The organism is Nostoc sp. ATCC 53789, from assembly GCF_009873495.1.
GTDB classification, from domain to species: Bacteria; Cyanobacteriota; Cyanobacteriia; order Cyanobacteriales; family Nostocaceae; genus Nostoc; species Nostoc muscorum_A.
This window is the reverse complement of record NZ_CP046703.1, coordinates 2,605,159-2,622,003: the sequence shown is the minus strand read 5'-3', so window position 1 is coordinate 2,622,003 and position 16,845 is coordinate 2,605,159. Positions and strand designations below refer to the sequence as shown.

The 16,845-nt window shown below is 41.9% G+C and carries 12 protein-coding genes; 6 read left to right on the top strand and 6 right to left on the bottom strand.

Annotated elements, in window-relative coordinates:
* Positions 1 to 119: 119 nt before the first annotated feature.
* Both GJB62_RS10790 and murJ read right to left on the bottom strand, forming a co-directional pair.
* Positions 120 to 632 carry an outer membrane beta-barrel protein gene (locus tag GJB62_RS10790; RefSeq protein ID WP_114083513.1) on the bottom strand — a complete coding sequence of 171 codons (513 nt, stop codon included), beginning with the start codon at positions 630 to 632 and terminating at the stop codon, positions 120 to 122.
* Between the two features lie 356 nt (positions 633 to 988).
* The gene (gene murJ, locus GJB62_RS10785) at positions 989 to 2,593 is read right to left on the bottom strand and encodes a murein biosynthesis integral membrane protein MurJ (RefSeq protein WP_114083514.1); all 1,605 of its coding nucleotides are present in this window, start codon (positions 2,591 to 2,593) and stop codon (positions 989 to 991) included.
* Positions 2,594 to 2,982: 389 nt separating this feature from the next.
* Between murJ and GJB62_RS10780 the strand changes: the two genes are divergently transcribed.
* On the top strand, positions 2,983 to 6,000 hold the full coding sequence (locus tag GJB62_RS10780) for a GAF domain-containing protein (protein WP_114083515.1): 3,018 nt from the start codon (positions 2,983 to 2,985) through the stop codon (positions 5,998 to 6,000).
* A 72-nt stretch (positions 6,001 to 6,072) separates the two neighbouring features.
* Here the strand turns inward: GJB62_RS10780 and GJB62_RS10775 are convergent, their stop codons facing one another.
* Both GJB62_RS10775 and GJB62_RS10770 read right to left on the bottom strand, forming a co-directional pair.
* The gene (locus GJB62_RS10775) at positions 6,073 to 6,579 is read right to left on the bottom strand and encodes a pentapeptide repeat-containing protein (protein WP_114083516.1); all 507 of its coding nucleotides are present in this window, start codon (positions 6,577 to 6,579) and stop codon (positions 6,073 to 6,075) included.
* Positions 6,580 to 6,664: 85 nt separating this feature from the next.
* On the bottom strand, positions 6,665 to 8,185 hold the full coding sequence (locus GJB62_RS10770; protein WP_114083517.1) for an LCP family protein: 1,521 nt from the start codon (positions 8,183 to 8,185) through the stop codon (positions 6,665 to 6,667).
* Positions 8,186 to 8,300: 115 nt separating this feature from the next.
* Between GJB62_RS10770 and GJB62_RS10765 the strand changes: the two genes are divergently transcribed.
* The 5 genes from GJB62_RS10765 to GJB62_RS10745 all read left to right on the top strand — a co-directional run bounded on the left by GJB62_RS10765 (position 8,301) and on the right by GJB62_RS10745 (position 13,711).
* Positions 8,301 to 9,365, top strand: coding sequence for a mannose-1-phosphate guanylyltransferase (locus GJB62_RS10765; RefSeq protein WP_114083518.1), 1,065 nt, complete (start codon positions 8,301 to 8,303; stop codon positions 9,363 to 9,365).
* Positions 9,366 to 9,447: 82 nt separating this feature from the next.
* Positions 9,448 to 9,735, top strand: a complete 288-nt coding sequence (yidD, locus tag GJB62_RS10760) for a membrane protein insertion efficiency factor YidD (protein ID WP_114083519.1) — start codon at positions 9,448 to 9,450, stop codon at positions 9,733 to 9,735.
* Between the two features lie 30 nt (positions 9,736 to 9,765).
* Positions 9,766 to 11,412 carry an AarF/ABC1/UbiB kinase family protein gene (locus GJB62_RS10755; protein WP_114083520.1) on the top strand — a complete coding sequence of 549 codons (1,647 nt, stop codon included), beginning with the start codon at positions 9,766 to 9,768 and terminating at the stop codon, positions 11,410 to 11,412.
* Positions 11,413 to 11,894: 482 nt separating this feature from the next.
* Positions 11,895 to 12,875 carry an ATP-binding cassette domain-containing protein gene (locus tag GJB62_RS10750; RefSeq protein WP_114083521.1) on the top strand — a complete coding sequence of 327 codons (981 nt, stop codon included), beginning with the start codon at positions 11,895 to 11,897 and terminating at the stop codon, positions 12,873 to 12,875.
* A gap of 47 nt (positions 12,876 to 12,922) precedes the next feature.
* Entirely contained in the window at positions 12,923 to 13,711 is a 789-nt protein-coding gene (locus tag GJB62_RS10745; protein ID WP_114083522.1) for an ABC-2 family transporter protein, read from the top strand.
* A 74-nt stretch (positions 13,712 to 13,785) separates the two neighbouring features.
* Here the strand turns inward: GJB62_RS10745 and GJB62_RS10740 are convergent, their stop codons facing one another.
* The gene (locus GJB62_RS10740) at positions 13,786 to 15,672 is read right to left on the bottom strand and encodes a serine/threonine-protein kinase (protein ID WP_114083523.1); all 1,887 of its coding nucleotides are present in this window, start codon (positions 15,670 to 15,672) and stop codon (positions 13,786 to 13,788) included.
* 315 nt (positions 15,673 to 15,987) lie between these two features.
* Complete coding sequence (locus GJB62_RS10735; protein ID WP_114083546.1) at positions 15,988 to 16,836, bottom strand: alpha/beta hydrolase; 849 nt, start codon at positions 16,834 to 16,836, stop codon at positions 15,988 to 15,990.
* Positions 16,837 to 16,845 lie beyond the last annotated feature (9 nt).

The following is a 16,845-nucleotide window of genomic DNA, read 5'->3' as shown; positions in this document are numbered from 1 at the left end:
TGATTAAAAATATGTCATATCTGAGTATAGATGCTCAGATATGACAGAATAAATTCTATTACGGCTGGTAAACATCATTCCTTTAGCTTGTGAATAGGCTGTCTCCTAGCTCGTAATCACTAGAAGCGATAGCCTAATCCAGCTTGGAAGCTGACAGCATCAGCATCACTGTTTCTGTAGGCATCAATGCCCCATTTAGTATCGCCATAAGCAATAACATTATTGCTAACTTCTGATTCAATACCAAGGGTGACTACAGGTGCATTCTGATTGCCCAATGGGGTTTTTTGACCTTCGTCAGTTACAAAAGAATAACCACCACCGAAGTAAACGTTAGTGTTTCTGGCGATCGGCGCATCGTAAGTCACGATAGGCATAATTGCAGCAGCATCACCACCATACAGTACAGAACCCCGCAGTGAAACAGGTGCATTGGGAAGGGCGTAACGTCCTTGAATATTACCGCCAATTTGTGATTCATCGTTTCCTTGTCCGCCACTGGTTGCACCAACTGCAACACCAGCACCAATATAATTACCGTTTGTACCGGCTGTTTGAGCAGAAGCAATTCCTGCGGAGAGGACAATGGAAGCAACAGCAAGTGCAGAGGCAGCTAATTTTGTAAGTTTCATAGAATTCTTCTCACTAGAGTTAGGTAAAATCAATGTTCTCTAGTACTAGAATCTCTTTTTTTACAAAATGTAACCTCGCACACCTGGTTCACCCTAATGGCTGAATTATTTCTCACCCACTTGGGTGTACTAACTGAAATATTTAATTGAAGAATTCAGGAGTCAGAATTCAGAATTCAGAATTTAGAAGTCAGAATTTAGGAGTCAGAACAAGAAAGTGGAAGATTCAGATCCACCACCCTCTTGTCTTTACGTTGCGCTATCCGCTTTCTCTGACTCCAAGTTCATGCTGTTAGCGGTAGCGGGGCGTTTAGCCCATTCTGACTCCTGACTCCTGAATTCTATTTAAATAACAGTTATTTTTTCAAAAAGCGTTGACGTAGGCGAGATATAAAACTATTCACCTCTGGTATTCTCATCCAGGAAGCGATCGCAGCAAACACCGCAATTCCCACAAAGCCAGATACACACAACTGCAATACCAGAATCAGTAAACCCGTTTTACCTAGTAATTGCTGAGAACCAACCAATGTCCCATAGCTTGCTACCCCAGCTACCACGCTACCAGCAGCCAAACCCAAAATCGGCAAACCCCACTCGCGCCAAGGTAAACCATTGAGTTTGCGATCGAGCAACCACAACAGCATCAACATTGAGCTACAATTTACACCCACTGTTGCTAACACCAAACCGGGAGCGCCAAAAGGTTTAACGAAAAACCAATCTAATAAGATATTGAGCAAGATGTTAAAAATACTAATGCGAAATGGTGTCTGTCCATCGCCTAAAGCGTAGAACACCCGCACCAAAACATCACGTCCCAAATAGACAAACATTCCAATCCCGTAAGCGACTAGCAAGGATGAAACTAGCTTTGTGGCTTCTGGCTTGAAAGCACCGCGTTCATATACCACCTGCACAATAGGTACAGATAATGCCACCATCAGCGCCCCTAGCGGTAGCATGGTGAAGGCAGTAAGTAACAGTCCTTGGCGAATACGTAATTTTAAATCTGGCCAATTTTCGGGGCCAGCAAGTTTGGCAAATATCGGTAACAGAGGCAGTAAAATGATATTAGAAATAATCCCTAACGGAGTTTGAACTAATAAATTCGCATAGTTAAATCCTGCCGCCGCACCAGGGATAGGACTAGCAAAATAAAGGTCAGTGGCAACATTAATTGGCATCATTCCAGAGGAAACTGTTGCCGGAGTCATGATTTTAATTACTTCTTGAACGCCTGGGGATTTAAAATCAAACCGCAGGCGTAATGTGCCGAGTCCTAACCGCCACTGGACAATTAGCTGCACTAACCACTGGAGAATGGCTCCTGCCAAAGTTCCCCAAGCTAAGACCATTCCACCAATTAAAGCGTACTCCGGCTTAATAATATCCTTGCCCAGTTGCATCGCCAGGATACCAAGTCCGGCAACAACGGTAATGCTGGATAATAAGGGACTAATGGAAAGTAACCAATATTGATTGGCTGCATTCAGAGTACCGAAGCCGATGCCAATTAAACCAGCAAATAAAGCCATTGGTGCCATAATGCGGAGTTGTTGAATAGCGATCGCTCTGGTTGTCTCTTCCAAACCATGACCGACTAGATCAACGATCGCATCCGCAAATAAAACTTGAGCCACTGTTACCAGCAACAGTACTCCAGCCACCAGTGTTGTCACAGTTTCCACTAAAGGAGCCGCTTCTTCTCGCCGTCGTTTGGCTAAAACGCTGACAACTGCACTGTGTAATGGCCCATTTACGCCACCAAGTAAGATCAATAGAAAGCCAGGGATAATATAGGCGTAGCTATAGGCGGTAGCAGCAGCACCAACACCAAAAGCCGCAGCGATCGCTTGCTGCCGCACTAAACCGAAGACTTTACTAATTAATGTGGCTGCGGCAACAATGCCAGCAATTCCAGCGAAAGAACGAGAGGGTTTTTGGTCTTGTTGTGTCACGAATAATACCCGACAACTCTTACAGAGTGCATACTTTAAAACATTTAACCTGAAATTCCGCAGTCTGTCAGGTAAATTTTGGCAAATCAGTCATTAGTTTATAGTCATTTTAAGTGCGATGCCTGCGATCGCAATGTGAAATTAATCGAATTAGCTCTTAGTAAGGGCTACCGCTAACTACAAACCTTGAATTATTCATGTCTTTTGTTGTATACAAGCCAAAATTATTTTTTAAACCATTACGAGGATAGATCGAGAAAGGGGAACTATAACAATAGCCAGCTTCTGGGAAATAGTTGAAAACTGTAAAAATTTGCAGTTTGTCATATTTTTGACTCATGAAGTTTGGTATTAGGAACCCTTGTATAAAAACGATAAAATCCAGAGCAATGGAACCCAATTCAAATTTCACAGAAAATCAACTTCTATTGTCAAGCGCTCAACTTCAAGAGCAACTAGATCAACAAAAGGCTCTGGCGAGTGTAATTGTGCGAATTCGAGAGTCTCTTGACTTAGAAACGATTTTTCAAACTACCGCTACAGAAGTGCGTCTACTGCTAAATGCTGACCGTGTAGCAGTCTTCCAGTTTGACCTAGAAAAAGACTGGGAAGGAGAATTTGTTTCTGAAGATATTGCACCTGGTTGGACTTCGGCGTTAAAAGTAAAAGTTTACGACCATTGCTTTGGAGAACAATTTGCTTCCAGTTATCAACAAGGTCGAGTCCAAGCAGTAGCGGATATTTACAATGCCGGACTAAGTGATTGCCATGCCGCAATTTTGAGTAAATTTCAGGTCAAGGCCAATCTCGTTGTCCCTTTATCGCGCCAGAAAGAACTGTGGGGATTACTTTGCATTCATCAGTGCAGTGAGGCTCGTAACTGGAAAGAATCGGAAATTGAATTTACTCGTCAAATTGCTGACCATCTGACGGTTGCGATTCAACAAGCAAAGCATCTTCACGAAGTGCAATTACAAGCTGCAAAATTGGCTCAAGCGGCTCAACGCGACCAAGTAATTGCTCAGATTGTCGATAAAATTCGCTCACCCCTTGATATTGAAACCATCTTTAAAACCACAACTCAAGTAATACGCAAGCTACTGCAAGCTGACCGAGTTGCCATCTTTAGCTTTAATGCCGATTGGAGTGGTAACTTTGTTGCTGAATCATTTGCTGAAGGTTGGACTCCCTTAGTTGGCGTTCAGCCGACAATTTTTGATACTTATTTACAACAGACACAAGGCGGACGTTATGTTGACAACGAGACATTTACAGTCAATGACATTTACCAAGCTGGATTAACAGACTGTCATGTAACCTTGTTAGAGCAATTCCAGGCCAAAGCCTTTGCAACTGCCCCTATTCTCCAAGGAGACAAACTTTGGGGAGTCATTGCTGCTTACCAAAATGTCTCACCTAGACAGTGGCAATCTTATGAAGTCGAATCACTGACCAAAATCGGTACACAAATTGGTGTAGCACTGCGACACTATAAGTTGCTGGAACACGCTCAGTACCAAGCAGAGCAACAAAAGACATTAACTAGTGTGATTACTCGAATTCGAGAGTCCCTAGATTTAGATACAATTTTCCAAACAACTGTCACCGAGGCGCGGAAAATGCTGCAAGCAGACCGAGTGGCAGTCTTTCGGTTTGACCCACAAAAAGATTGGGAAGGAGAATTTATTTCTGAGGATGTTGTACCTGAGTGTAACTCGGTAGTAGCAGAAAAAGTTTATGATTATTGCTTCGGTGAAAACTTTGTATCCCTTTATGCACAGGGTCGAGTAAATGCGATCGCTGATATTTATCAAGCAAATTTTCCAGCTTGCTACATCCAAATTTTAGAAAAATTTCAAGTGCGAGCAAATTTGGTCGCACCTCTATTGAAAAAAGGTGAACTTTGGGGATTGCTGTGTATTCATCAATGCACCGCTTCTCGTCACTGGCAACCCTCTGAAATTGAATTTGCCAGTCAAATAGCCGAGCAATTGGGAGTCGCATTAAAACAGGATTCTTATTTTAAACAAGTTCAAATGCAGGTTGTCCAGTTAGCAGAAGCAACTGAACGCGAGAAAGCAATGGAACGTCAAGAATTGCTAGCTGCAACCATTGATAAAATCCGCCAGTCACTCGATATTAAAACTATTTTTAGAACCACTACTCAAGCAGTGCGAGAATTGCTCGAAGTCGAGCGAGTTGCAATCTACCGCTTCAACGCAGATTGGAGCGGTAAATTTGTGGCAGATTCCTTTAAAGATGGTTGGAAACCTGTTGCACAAGCCCAACCAATGATTCTAAAAACCTTTGAGAACACAGACGATGATAATGAACTGCCACGCAATGAAACTTTTGTTCCCATTCGACAAGGTGAAAAATTATGGGGATTATTAGTTGCTTATCAAAATTCGCAACCGCGCTATTGGAAAGAGGAAGAAATTAATTTACTAGCTCAAGTAGCTGTGCAATTTGGAATTGCGATTCAGCAAGCAGAATTACTCGAACAAACCAAACGTCAAACCTTAGAACTAACTCAAACCCTACAAGAATTAAAACAAACACAGACCAGGTTAATTCAGGGTGAAAAAATGGCAGGTTTAGGACAATTACTTGCTGGAGTGGCTCATGAAATCAACAATCCTGTGAGTTTTATTTTTGGAAATCTTATACATTTAAATGAATATATTCAAGAACTACTGAATGCAGTAAAAATTTACCGTCAAAACTCCTCTCTACCGCCAACTGCCCAAGAAAAAATTGACAATAATGATTTGGATTTTATCATCGAAGATTTACCCAAAACTCTTGATTCAATGAAAATAGGAACAGAGCGAATTCATGATATTGTACTATCACTGCGAAACTTCTCTCGTACAGATGAAGCTGAATTGAAGGCAGTAGATATTCATGAGGGATTAGATAGTACTTTGCTGATTTTAGGGCATCGGCTCAAAAACAATAATCAACGCCCAGCTATTGAGATTGTTAAAGAATATGCTACTTTACCTTTGCTCGAATGCTATCCCTCGCAATTAAATCAAGTATTTATGAATCTGTTGAGTAACAGTATTGATGCATTAGAGGAAAAGTTTAAAGCTATACAGCAAAGGTATTTAAAGTTATCTCAGCGCTGTCCTATGATACCTTTGACTATCTGGATTAGTACGCAAACCATTAATAACCAGATTGTAATTAGAATAGCTGATAATGGTCTGGGAATTCCAGAAGAAGTGCGATCGCATATATTTGATCCCTTCTTCACTACTAAAGGGCCAGGTAAAGGTACTGGGTTAGGATTGTCTATCAGCTATCAAATAGTAGTTGAAAAGCATCATGGTCAAATTAAATGTTCTTCTAAGCCGGGAGAAGGAACAGAGTTTTTGATTGAAATTCCTAGCAGTAATTAGAGGCGACTGGTTTTTGACAATTCTCAGTCAATCGGTAAAATATCTCTTTTTTATGCTCAACGCTGAGATTCTTTACTTACACCCCAAACTATCTCGCGTTGACATACCCGTAACCGGATTTACCCCATCGGCCCTTTCACACATTAGCGACACTTGATAACGGTCAATCAAAGCGTCTGTAAAATCAGCACCTGTAATTTCGGCATCGAAAAAACGGCTGCGGGTCAAAGTTGCTTCTGTAAAAATGGCATTTTTCAGGTTAGCACCATCCATAGTGGCGCGATCGACTAAAGCGCCGCTTAAGTTCGCGCCTTCCAAATTTGCTTTTAACAAAACTCCTTTAGTGAGAATTGCGTTGGTTAAATTCGCTCCTTGGAAATTTGTCCCCCGCATTTCTGCTGCTACAAAAGTCACACCCGCCAAATCAGAATTAGAAAAATCACGATTTTCTAAATTTATATTGTTGTAGTTAATTGTGTTGAGTTGAGCAAAAGCCGGTTTGGGATTAAGTATTATCCAGCAAAATGCTAGTATCAAAATTACAATCCAACCCAAAAAGCGTAGTAAAATCTTTTTCATAACTTTATTATTTGTCCTTTGTCCTTTGTCATTAGTCCTTTGTCATTTAACTAATGACTAATGACTAATGACTAATGACCAATGACTATTTCCAATCTTTACCAATCCGAATGGTGAGGTCAGATTCTAAATCACCAATCGCTGACACCTCAATTTGACCCAAGCCTAAGACTTTTTGCAAATCAACACCAACTCGCCGATTGCCTTTTTGGACAATAATCTGAGTTTGACGTTGGGTATCTGGCCAATCAGGTACTTTGTAAATATTAGTAAAGCCTTTCTGTTTCAGATAAGCAATAACTTTTTCAGTTAGCTGAGGTTGATTGGAGGCATTTTGAATAGCAATTTTGAGGTTAGGAACCTGACGCATATCTGGTTTCAGACCAGGTACATTTACCCCAACATAATCATTCAACAGGCTCTGTTGTCCAGTCATATTTAGCCAATAGCTATCAGGGTCTTTGCTAAAGCGGCTAAAAGTACCAGGCAGCACCGTCATTTGGAAATTATCTCGATCTAGGTTGAGACCAAAGTTCACCAACGCCATCATTTCTTCCATCTTCAGGTTGGTATCAAAGTATTTTCGCATTAAGCGAGTTAATTGAGGCAACCTCGGTAAGATGGTAGGACTATTTAAGCGTTGCAGCAATGCTGCTGTTAGTGCTTGCTGACGCTGCACTCTTGGCAAATCTCCCAAACCTGGTTCGCGGAACCGCACAAACTGTTCTGCTTGTTCGCCGTTGAGGGTTTGCCAGCCACTGACTAAATTAATCGACAGGCGACTGCTGGAGTCTTTATATGTCATTGATTGGGGAACAAAGACCTCTACCCCACCTAACTGATCGACTAACTGCCGTAAGCCGCTAGTAGAAATACGGATGTAGCGATCGATTGGGGCGTTGTTTAAGGTACGGCTAACTACCCGTGCTGCCAAGACTGGGCCGCCTTTAGCATTGGCATCAGATACCTTAGTTAATCCCTTTTCTCCCTTTTCGGGGATGGCAATCATCGTATCTTTAGGAATGGAAAGCACCCTTACAGATTTTTCACCAGGATTAAGCCGTACTAACAGCATGGAGTCGCTTTTGCCAGCAAAGCTTTCTGGTGAACCATCAACAGTACCGTTAACTGGTTCAATCCCCATAATTAAGATATTCATGGGTCGTGAAAGCTGATACTGGGAAAGTTTGCTCCACAACTCCCCTGGTAGCGGTATTTTTAACTCGTCTTTAATATTGGTTCCTAAATCTTCATCTGTTCGATCGAGATTGCTCCACAAAGGAGTCCACAGCGCTAACGTCGAGACTAGCAGCCCAGATAAGATGATGCCGATGACAACCGTCATGATCCACAACAACCAACGAGGCATGGTTAAGCCCAGTCTCTCGTAAAGCTGATTGGGAATTGCGCCCACAGATTCGACGACGCTACGATTCGGATTGGCTGGCTGGTTTAGTTCGACATCCTCCTCCTCTGAATCGGCTACTGGTGCAGGCGTTACCTGATTTTCCGTGCGTTGAATTTGCTGCGATCGCACCTCAGTTTCAAATTCTATTACTTGCTGAGATGTAACCGGATTTTCCGACCATTCGACTTGTTTTATCACAATTATCTCCCCACTCAACCACTCCCTAAAAGTATGTTAATCCAAGCTACAGATATTGCCAGTGGAAAGGCTCACTGTAAACTTATAATGTTCTTCGGTAGGCGTGTATGACAACATGAATACTTTATTGTTCCCCGTAATCCTTGCTGGTGGTAAAGGTGAACGTTTTTGGCCCCTGAGCCGCAAAGACCGACCTAAGCAATTTTTAAGTCTTGATGGTAGCTCTAGAAGTTTATTACAAGCAACCGCCGATCGATTGATAAAACTCGGTGGCGGGTGGGATTCCTTGTGGGTGATCACTTCTAGTCAGATAGCTGAAGGGGTACGACAACAATTACCTGATCTACCAGTTGAAAACTTACTGATTGAGTCGGAAGGCAGAGACACAGCCGCAGCCGTTGCTTGGACAAGTTTAGAAATCAAACAGCGCTATGGAGAAGACGCTGTTATTGGCTTTTTCCCTGCTGACCACTGGATTGCTAACGAAGAAGCGTTTGCACACACATTAAGCGCGGCTACGCAACTGGCAGCAAGCACAGCAGCGATCGTTACACTGGGGATCAAGCCTACTTTTCCATCAACCGGTTACGGCTACATTGAACAAGGTGAAAAGATAGGTAGCTTTAATGAGTTGCCAGCTTATCACGTCAACCGCTTTACTGAAAAGCCCGACCGCGAAACGGCAGAGACTTTTTTATCTACGGGGCGCTTTAGCTGGAATAGTGGAATGTTCGTTTTTCGGGCAGGGGTTGTTCTCAAGGAACTACATACCCATGCTCCAGAAATTATCGAACCTTTAGAACAACAGGGTCCTGATATCTATCCCCAGTTGCCTAAGAAGAGTATAGACTATGCCCTAATGGAAAAGACAACTCTAGCATACGTTTTGCCAGTTGATTTTGGTTGGGATGATTTAGGAGATTGGAATGCGATCGAGCGGTTACTCAAAACAGAAGAGAATCCCAATGTAGAACTCGCTACCCACGTAGGGCTAGATACGCAGGGGGCGATTATTTATGCCTCAAATCCAGAGGATGTAGTTGTTACAATTGGTTTAGAGGACGTGGTGATTGTGCGCGATCGCAATGTCACCCTCGTTGTTAAAAAAGAACGTACCCAGGAAATTAAGCAGATCCTTAAAATTCTCCAAAGCGATTCTCGATTTACTGACCTGCTGTAAAAGAAAGTTAGAACCCTTGGCAGAGGCTAAAAAGTCTGTTTTCCTATTATAACTTGACTGTCTGTTATTTTATCTGACAGTTATGAACATTATTAGCTTTGAGCCTCTCGCCAAGACAATGGCAATCGAGTCTATTACAGCCTATCAAAAATATATTTCTCCTTCCAAAGGATTTAGTTGTTCCCATCGCTTATTACACGGTGGGGATTCCTGCTCTAATTACGTCAAACGAATGCTAAGTGAACAGAAATTTCACGAAGCCGTACAATCATCCATAAAAAGATTCCAAGGCTGTGGCGCAGCTAGCAAAACTTTAAAAGCTAAAGCCAACTTCCGTTGTATTGTTATCCCCTGTTGTTTACCTCTTTAACTCCCTGCGTCTTTGCAGTTATTTACAAAAATGTTCCTCACCCAAACTGTTCCCCGTCAACGAGAAATTCTTGAAGTATTCCTTCGCAATGGTTGGGACTATATGCGAAGGTTACTCACTGGTGGCAAAGCTGATGAACCACAGTTACCTACACCTGCGGTTTTAAAAAATATCCTGGTAGACTTGGGGCCAGTTTACGTTAAACTTGGACAGCTACTTTCTACCCGTCCAGATTTACTCAGCGCCTCCTACATTGAGGAACTATCAACCTTACAAGACGAAGTACCACCAGTTCCTTGGTCAGAAATAGAAATAATCCTTCGCAAAGAATTAAAACGTCCACTAGCAGAAACCTTCAAGACAGTTAACCCGATCCCCGTAGCGGCGGGATCAATTGCCCAGACACATCGCGCTACATTAGCAGACGGTCGAGAAGTCGCTCTAAAAGTACAACGTCCAGGAATCGATCTGACTATTGCCCAAGATATTGCTTTAATTCAAGGTATTGCCGATTTAGTGGCGCGGACTGAATTTGGGCAAACCTACGAAATCAAATCCATTGCTGAAGAATTTACCAAAGCCCTAGAAGCCGAGTTAGATTTTACACGGGAAGCGGGTTTTACCGACCAACTGCGGCGCAACTTATCTAAAAGTCGCTGGTTTGATCCCACGCAAATAGTGGTTGCAGAGATTAACTGGGAATTGACTACAGAAAAATTACTGGTGATGGAATGGTTAGATGGAGTACCATTCTTGTCGGCAGATTTAAACAATAACAATAATGGTAAAGACCCTGCCGTAGAGCGTAAAGAAATAACTACTTTGTTATTTCGGGTATTTTTTCAACAATTATATATTGATGGCTTTTTTCACGCCGATCCCCATCCGGGAAACTTGTTTTATCTCACAGATGGGCGGGTTGCTCTCTTAGACTGTGGCATGGTGGGAAGACTTGATCCCCGCACACAGCAGATATTAACAGAGATGTTGTTAGCGATCGTTGATTTAGATGCTCAAAGGTGCGCTCAATTAACTTTGCAGCTATCAGATTCTGCTCAACCAGTTATTTTGTCGCGGTTAGAAAATGATTACGATCGCATGTTGCGAAAGTATCACAATGTCAGCTTAACGCAAATCAACTTCAGTCAGATAATTTATGAAGTTTTACAAGTTGCGCGTAACAATAAAATTAGATTACCTAGCAATATGGGTTTGTATGCCAAAACCCTAGCAAATTTAGAAGGTGTAGCGCGGACATTCAACCCAGAGCTTAATTTTTTCGATGAAGTTAAACCATTAATTACAGACTTGTTTCGTCGGCAATTATTGGGCGATAATCCAGTGCGATCGCTATTACGGACAGCCTTAGATATTAAAAGTCTGTCTCTCCAATCTCCTCGCCAAATAGAACTGCTATTAGACCGAGTTACCTCAGAAACCTTACAGTGGAATCTATCGCTGCGGGGTTTAGATGGCGTGCGGCGCACTATGGACGATGCGGCTAACCGACTATCTTTTAGTATACTAGTAGGTTCGCTGATTATGGGTGCAGCAATTATTTCCACTAGAGCGCAGACAACACAGTTATCTTTTTTAAGTACCACCCTGTTTGCAGTCGCTAGTTTATTGGGTTTGTGGTTAATTATTAGTACATTGCGATCGGGACGTTTGCGGTAAAGTCTATGTGTTGTGCATAATGCCCACCAAGAAGGGGAAAAGGGGAAGGGGAAAGGGGGAAAGGGCAATACACTAATAAAAGGTATGAAGCCCCTATTTTTAAATATGGAGAATAAAAAAACAAGATTTTTAAGGCACGTAGTGCGATAACTTAGCAGTGTCTATATTTGAAACCCCTGCTTTTAAGTATGGGGTTCCCTTTCCCCTTTCCCCTTTTCCCCTTTCCCTTTCTTCATCACAGTCAATCATGATATGTCACTGCCGAAAATCCCTACTTTCCTATTTGGAACCACAGTAGAAGAATCCAGAAGTCAGAATCAAAAAAACTCTCACTCGCTATCCACTTTATTGGTCAAAATTCAATTCTGTTAGCGGATAGCTAGGGTTTAGTCCATTCTGACTCCTGACTCCTGAATTCTGTTTAGTTAAACATCGATGATTTACGTGTGTCTATATGCATCCGTGGTTCTAATATAAAAAATATGTCAATCATTGTTGCTGAAAATTTGAGTAAATCTTATCCAGTAGCAGTTAAAAGTCCGGGTATTAAAGGTACAATCACTCACCTTTTCCGCCGTACCTACCGCTCAATTAAAGCAGTTCAGGATGTTTCCTTTCAAATTTCTCCTGGTGAAGTAGTAGGGTTTTTGGGCCCAAATGGTGCTGGAAAAACCACCACACTAAAAATGCTCACGGGGCTGATTCATCCCTCTAGCGGTAAAGTCACGGTAGCTGGACAAATTCCGTTTCATCGGAAAGAAGCATTTTTGCAAAAAATTACCTTGGTGATGGGGCAAAAACAGCAGCTAATTTGGGACTTACCAGCGCTGGATTCTTTGAGAATTAATGCTGCTGTATACAACATCTCTGATAAAGAGTTTCAAAGGCGGGTAGGAGAATTAACAGAGATGCTTTCCCTAGAAGGCAAACTGACCCAACCGGTACGGAAGCTATCTTTGGGTGAGCGGATGAAGGCAGAATTGCTAGCAGCACTTTTGCATCGTCCCCATGTATTGTTCCTAGATGAACCGACTCTGGGATTAGATGTAAATGCTCAGGTGGCGGTACGCGATTTTTTGCGCGACTACAATCAGCGTTATCAGGCTACAGTGCTGTTGACGAGTCACTACATGGCTGATATTACAGCTTTGTGTCAACGAGTGCTGTTGATTCACCAAGGAAGCCTGATGTATGACGGTAGTTTAGATGGACTACTAGAACGTTTTGCTCCTTACCGAGAAGTCCATATAGAATTAGCCCAACCTCTACCAATGGAAAAACTTATGACATACGGGGATGTGCAACTCTTAGAAGGGCGATCGGTGCATTTTATGGTATCTAGAGAGGCGCTTACCCGCACGGTATCTAAGATTTTGACGGATTTGGAGGTAATTGATTTAACTGTTACTGAACCGCCTGTAGAAGAAGTAATTGGACGAGTTTTTCAGGCAGGTGTTGTGTAGCGATCGCTGCCAGAATATAGAGTTGCCGAGGGGAGAATGCACTATAAATGAAAAAGATGATTAGAAAAGCCCTAACTTTGCTGTCAGTATATTACGCCTATATGGTTGAGTATCGAGCAGAACTAATTTTATGGGTTTTGGCTGGGTCTTTGCCGATTATCCTCATGGGTATCTGGATACAGGCAGCACAAGGCGGGCAGTTTGGGCTATCACCTGTAGATTTTGCCCGTTACTTTATCACGGTTTTCATCGTTAGACAATTAACAGTTGTTTGGGTAATTTGGGACTTTGAAAAAGAGGTCGTGGAAGGCAAGCTTTCGCCCAAGTTGCTACAACCACTCGACCCAGTATGGCATCATGTTGCAGGGCATATTTCTGAAAGATTTGCTAGGCTATCGTTTGCTTTTTTATTAGTGGGATTATTTTTTATTCTTTATCCCCAGGCTTTTTGGGTACCAAGTTTGAGTAGATTTTTGCTGTTTACATTGGCGGTGGTGCTAGCTTTTACTTTGCGGTTTACAATTCAGTACACTTTTGCCATGTTTGCTTTTTGGACAGAACGGGCTAGTGCTTTAGAAAACTTTTGGTTGTTGTTTTATCTATTTTTATCTGGTTTGATAGCACCTTTAGAGGTTTTTCCAGAACCTGTGCGGGCAATAGTAATGTTTACGCCTTTTCCGTATTTGATTGATTTTCCTGCGAGTCTTTTGGTAGGGCTACCTGTGGATATAGGGCGAGGATTTTGGTCAATGTTTGGTTGGATATTAGTGTTTTTGGGTCTGAATCGCTTCCTTTGGCGTGCGGGTTTGAAGAGGTATTCTGGGATGGGAGCATAAACAATCATAATTACTAAAGTGGCGATATATTATGATTGAGCAAACCCATAGACTGATATACTTTGCTATATATTTTATAAATTACTTGGTATCGTCCTAAAGTTTTCTGCCGTCCCCAAGGAATAATCTTCTAACTTAAAATCAGCAAAAGGTTTCTTTTCTAACCTATCCCGTAGTGCTTCATCGAGAATGACACCTGCGGATTTATTTTTCACACCAATAATTATAATACTTCTCTGATATGTAGTTAAATCCTGATTTGCCTGACAATTACTCCGTTGAAATTGTCCTAAATTTAATATCCTATAACCTTTGATGCTTGGAGTATTAATAAATAATTTCTTGACTAAAAATTGAATTTGTTTAGAACGTTCTAGAGCCATTCGCTGTTGAACTGCTATATTACCCTTACAAGCAACTGTACCTACAGAGATAATTTCTCTGGGTTCATCCATTATCTTTTGTATCCCTTCTTGTTCTAAGTTCAACTTTAAAAGGTCTATACTAATAATTTCATCGTTATATTTAATTTGAAAATTGCTACCTAAAAGCCATTTATATTCTAGTGATAAAACAGCTATATTAAATTCAGCTCTCCTCCCTTGGCTATCTCTACCTTCTTGATAAGAAAAATAATCAATCTTACCTCTCTTTTCGGGAGATTGACCATAATTTGAATTCACAAGAAATTTTGAGTTTCGCATTGCTAAAGCCACTATACTAAGTAATCCTAATATCACTAGCAACCCTGCAAAAAATTTCAATAGTGGTACTTCTTCTGGCTCTTTCTGTGGGGATGATAAAGTTTTAGGAATTTGCGGGGACAACTCTTCTGTGTTCAAATCAATTACTAAATTAATATTTTCAGGAGTAGTTTCTGTTAGCTGAGTTTCAACAACAGAGGCAGGAGGAATACTATTTTCTGGTTCCTGCTCCGACAACAGCGAGATTGGCTCTGAATCCTCCACTTCTGCAAGTGGCTCCTCTACTTTGGGGGAACCTGGCGCAACAGGTGGGGTTGAATCCTCATCTGAGCAGAACTTTTTGCCTTCTTCAATTTGTTCTAGGCGCTGCAAAATTTCTTGAGCATTAGCAGGACGCTTTTTTATATCTGCTGTTGTGAGCCAATCAATTAAATTTAATAGTAAGGGTGAGATATCGATGGCGTGATTTTGCCAGTGCAATACATTTTGCTGGACATCATACATATCTAAGGGATGGTGTCCGGTTAGCAAAAATATAAAGGTGCGTCCCAAAGCAAAGAAATCTGATTGCGGTACTGCTTGACCATTCATTTGTTCTGGAGCGCTGTAGCCAGATGACATAAGTGCTGTCATCCCGTCGCCATTGCTCATTTGGTATGGATTGGTTCTGTCAATTTCAGTGGCTGTGCCAAAATCAATCAGTACCAATTCCCCCCAATCCTTCTTAAGGGGGGATCTAATCATGATATTAGATGGCTTAATATCTCGATGCAGGTATTGTTTACGATGCACTAAATCCAAAATTTCCACTAATTGTTTTAGCCAAGCTACAGCTTGGTCTTCGGAAATGGGGCGATTCTGCTGCTGCTCTAGCCACTGTATTAAGTTGTACCCGTCGATTTTTTCCATTGCAATGCAATGCAACACTAAACCATGTCGGGTTTGATACTGGAAGTAACTATCTTGTTTGGGAATGCCGGGATGGTTGAGTTGTTCCAGCACAGTTACTTCTTGCTGAAATAGTTCTACTGCTCTGGCGTTACCTGATAAATCCTCTTTGAGTATTTTGAGGATTTTAGGAGTATCTTGTTCGTATGCTTCATAAACTTTACTAAACCCTGTTTTGTCACTCAACAGGCACGTCACCCGATAACGTCCTAGCAATTCCAAATGGGAACCACAACTTTGACAAAAGCGGTTTTGTTCATTATTTGGATGATTTGGTGTAGGGCAAACGGGATTGATACAAAGGCTCATGAGTGGCTTATCCGTACTTTAACAGTTATCAGCAGGACTTACGCAAACAATAGCCAAAACCCTTATTTTCAGCTAGGGGCAATTCATGTAGACGCAAAGCGGCTAATCTACGAGTTTTCCAACGGATTACCCGCAGGATATTACCCCTACAGCATTGTAGTTTGGTGTAAGTCCTAATTAGTTATCAATAATCACTAAATGCTGATGACTGATAACTAATAACTGATTTAAGGGGAGCGCAGATGCGTAGCCGCTTATCGCTAAACATCCTTCCTATTCATTCTTCTGTTGCCGGATGATAATCCCGTCTAATAATCATGAGATTTTCTCTCTGTGTTCTGCCAAAAAAGCTGCAACAGTTTGGTTAAATGCCTTTGGTTGTGTCAAAAACGGCCAGTGATTGCCTGGAACTTGGCAGATGCGTAGTTTTTTGAGATAGGTTTTGTAGGGCTGGATTTGCCAATCTTGGCGATTAAGTCCTTGTTCTGGTTGGACAAAGAGGGCTTGGATATCAAGGGGGATTGTAAAACCAGGCACTTGCATAACTGCTTCAAAAATCCCATCGCGGGCGGCGATGGTAAATTTGCTACCCCAACTACCATCGGGTTTTTGTTCTATCCCTGCTTGGAAAACTTGTTGCTGCAAGGAACTCCATCCTTGATATTGCTTTAACTGCCGTGCTTGTTGTTCGGCTTCTTCATGACTGGTAAAGGGGCCCATGCTTTTGAGAAAAGGTAAGAAGCGATACAACATCGGAAAAGTTAATCTGAGAAGGCTGGGCATTTTCCAGATGAAAATGGGATCGACGAGAATTATACTCCGCAAACGCTTTGGGTTTTGCCTTGCCCAGATAGCGGCTAATTTACCTGTCCACGAATGACTTACAATCTGGGCAGATGTCCATCCTAGATGATCCATGAGTGCTTCGAGGTCTGCGATCGCACTTTCAAAAGTATAATCTCTCTCAGGCTTAGTACTTTCGCCATGTCCGCGCATATCTGGTGCGACTATGTGGTAGTCTGCTGCTAAGTCATCTCCTAAGCTAGACCACACTAAAGCATGGTCGCCTAAACCATGTAACAGCAGTAAGGGTTCTTGACCTTGGTTCCACTCTAAGTAAGAAAGTTGAATATCAGGCTTTGATAAAGTTTGACGTACAGGCATCATTGCACA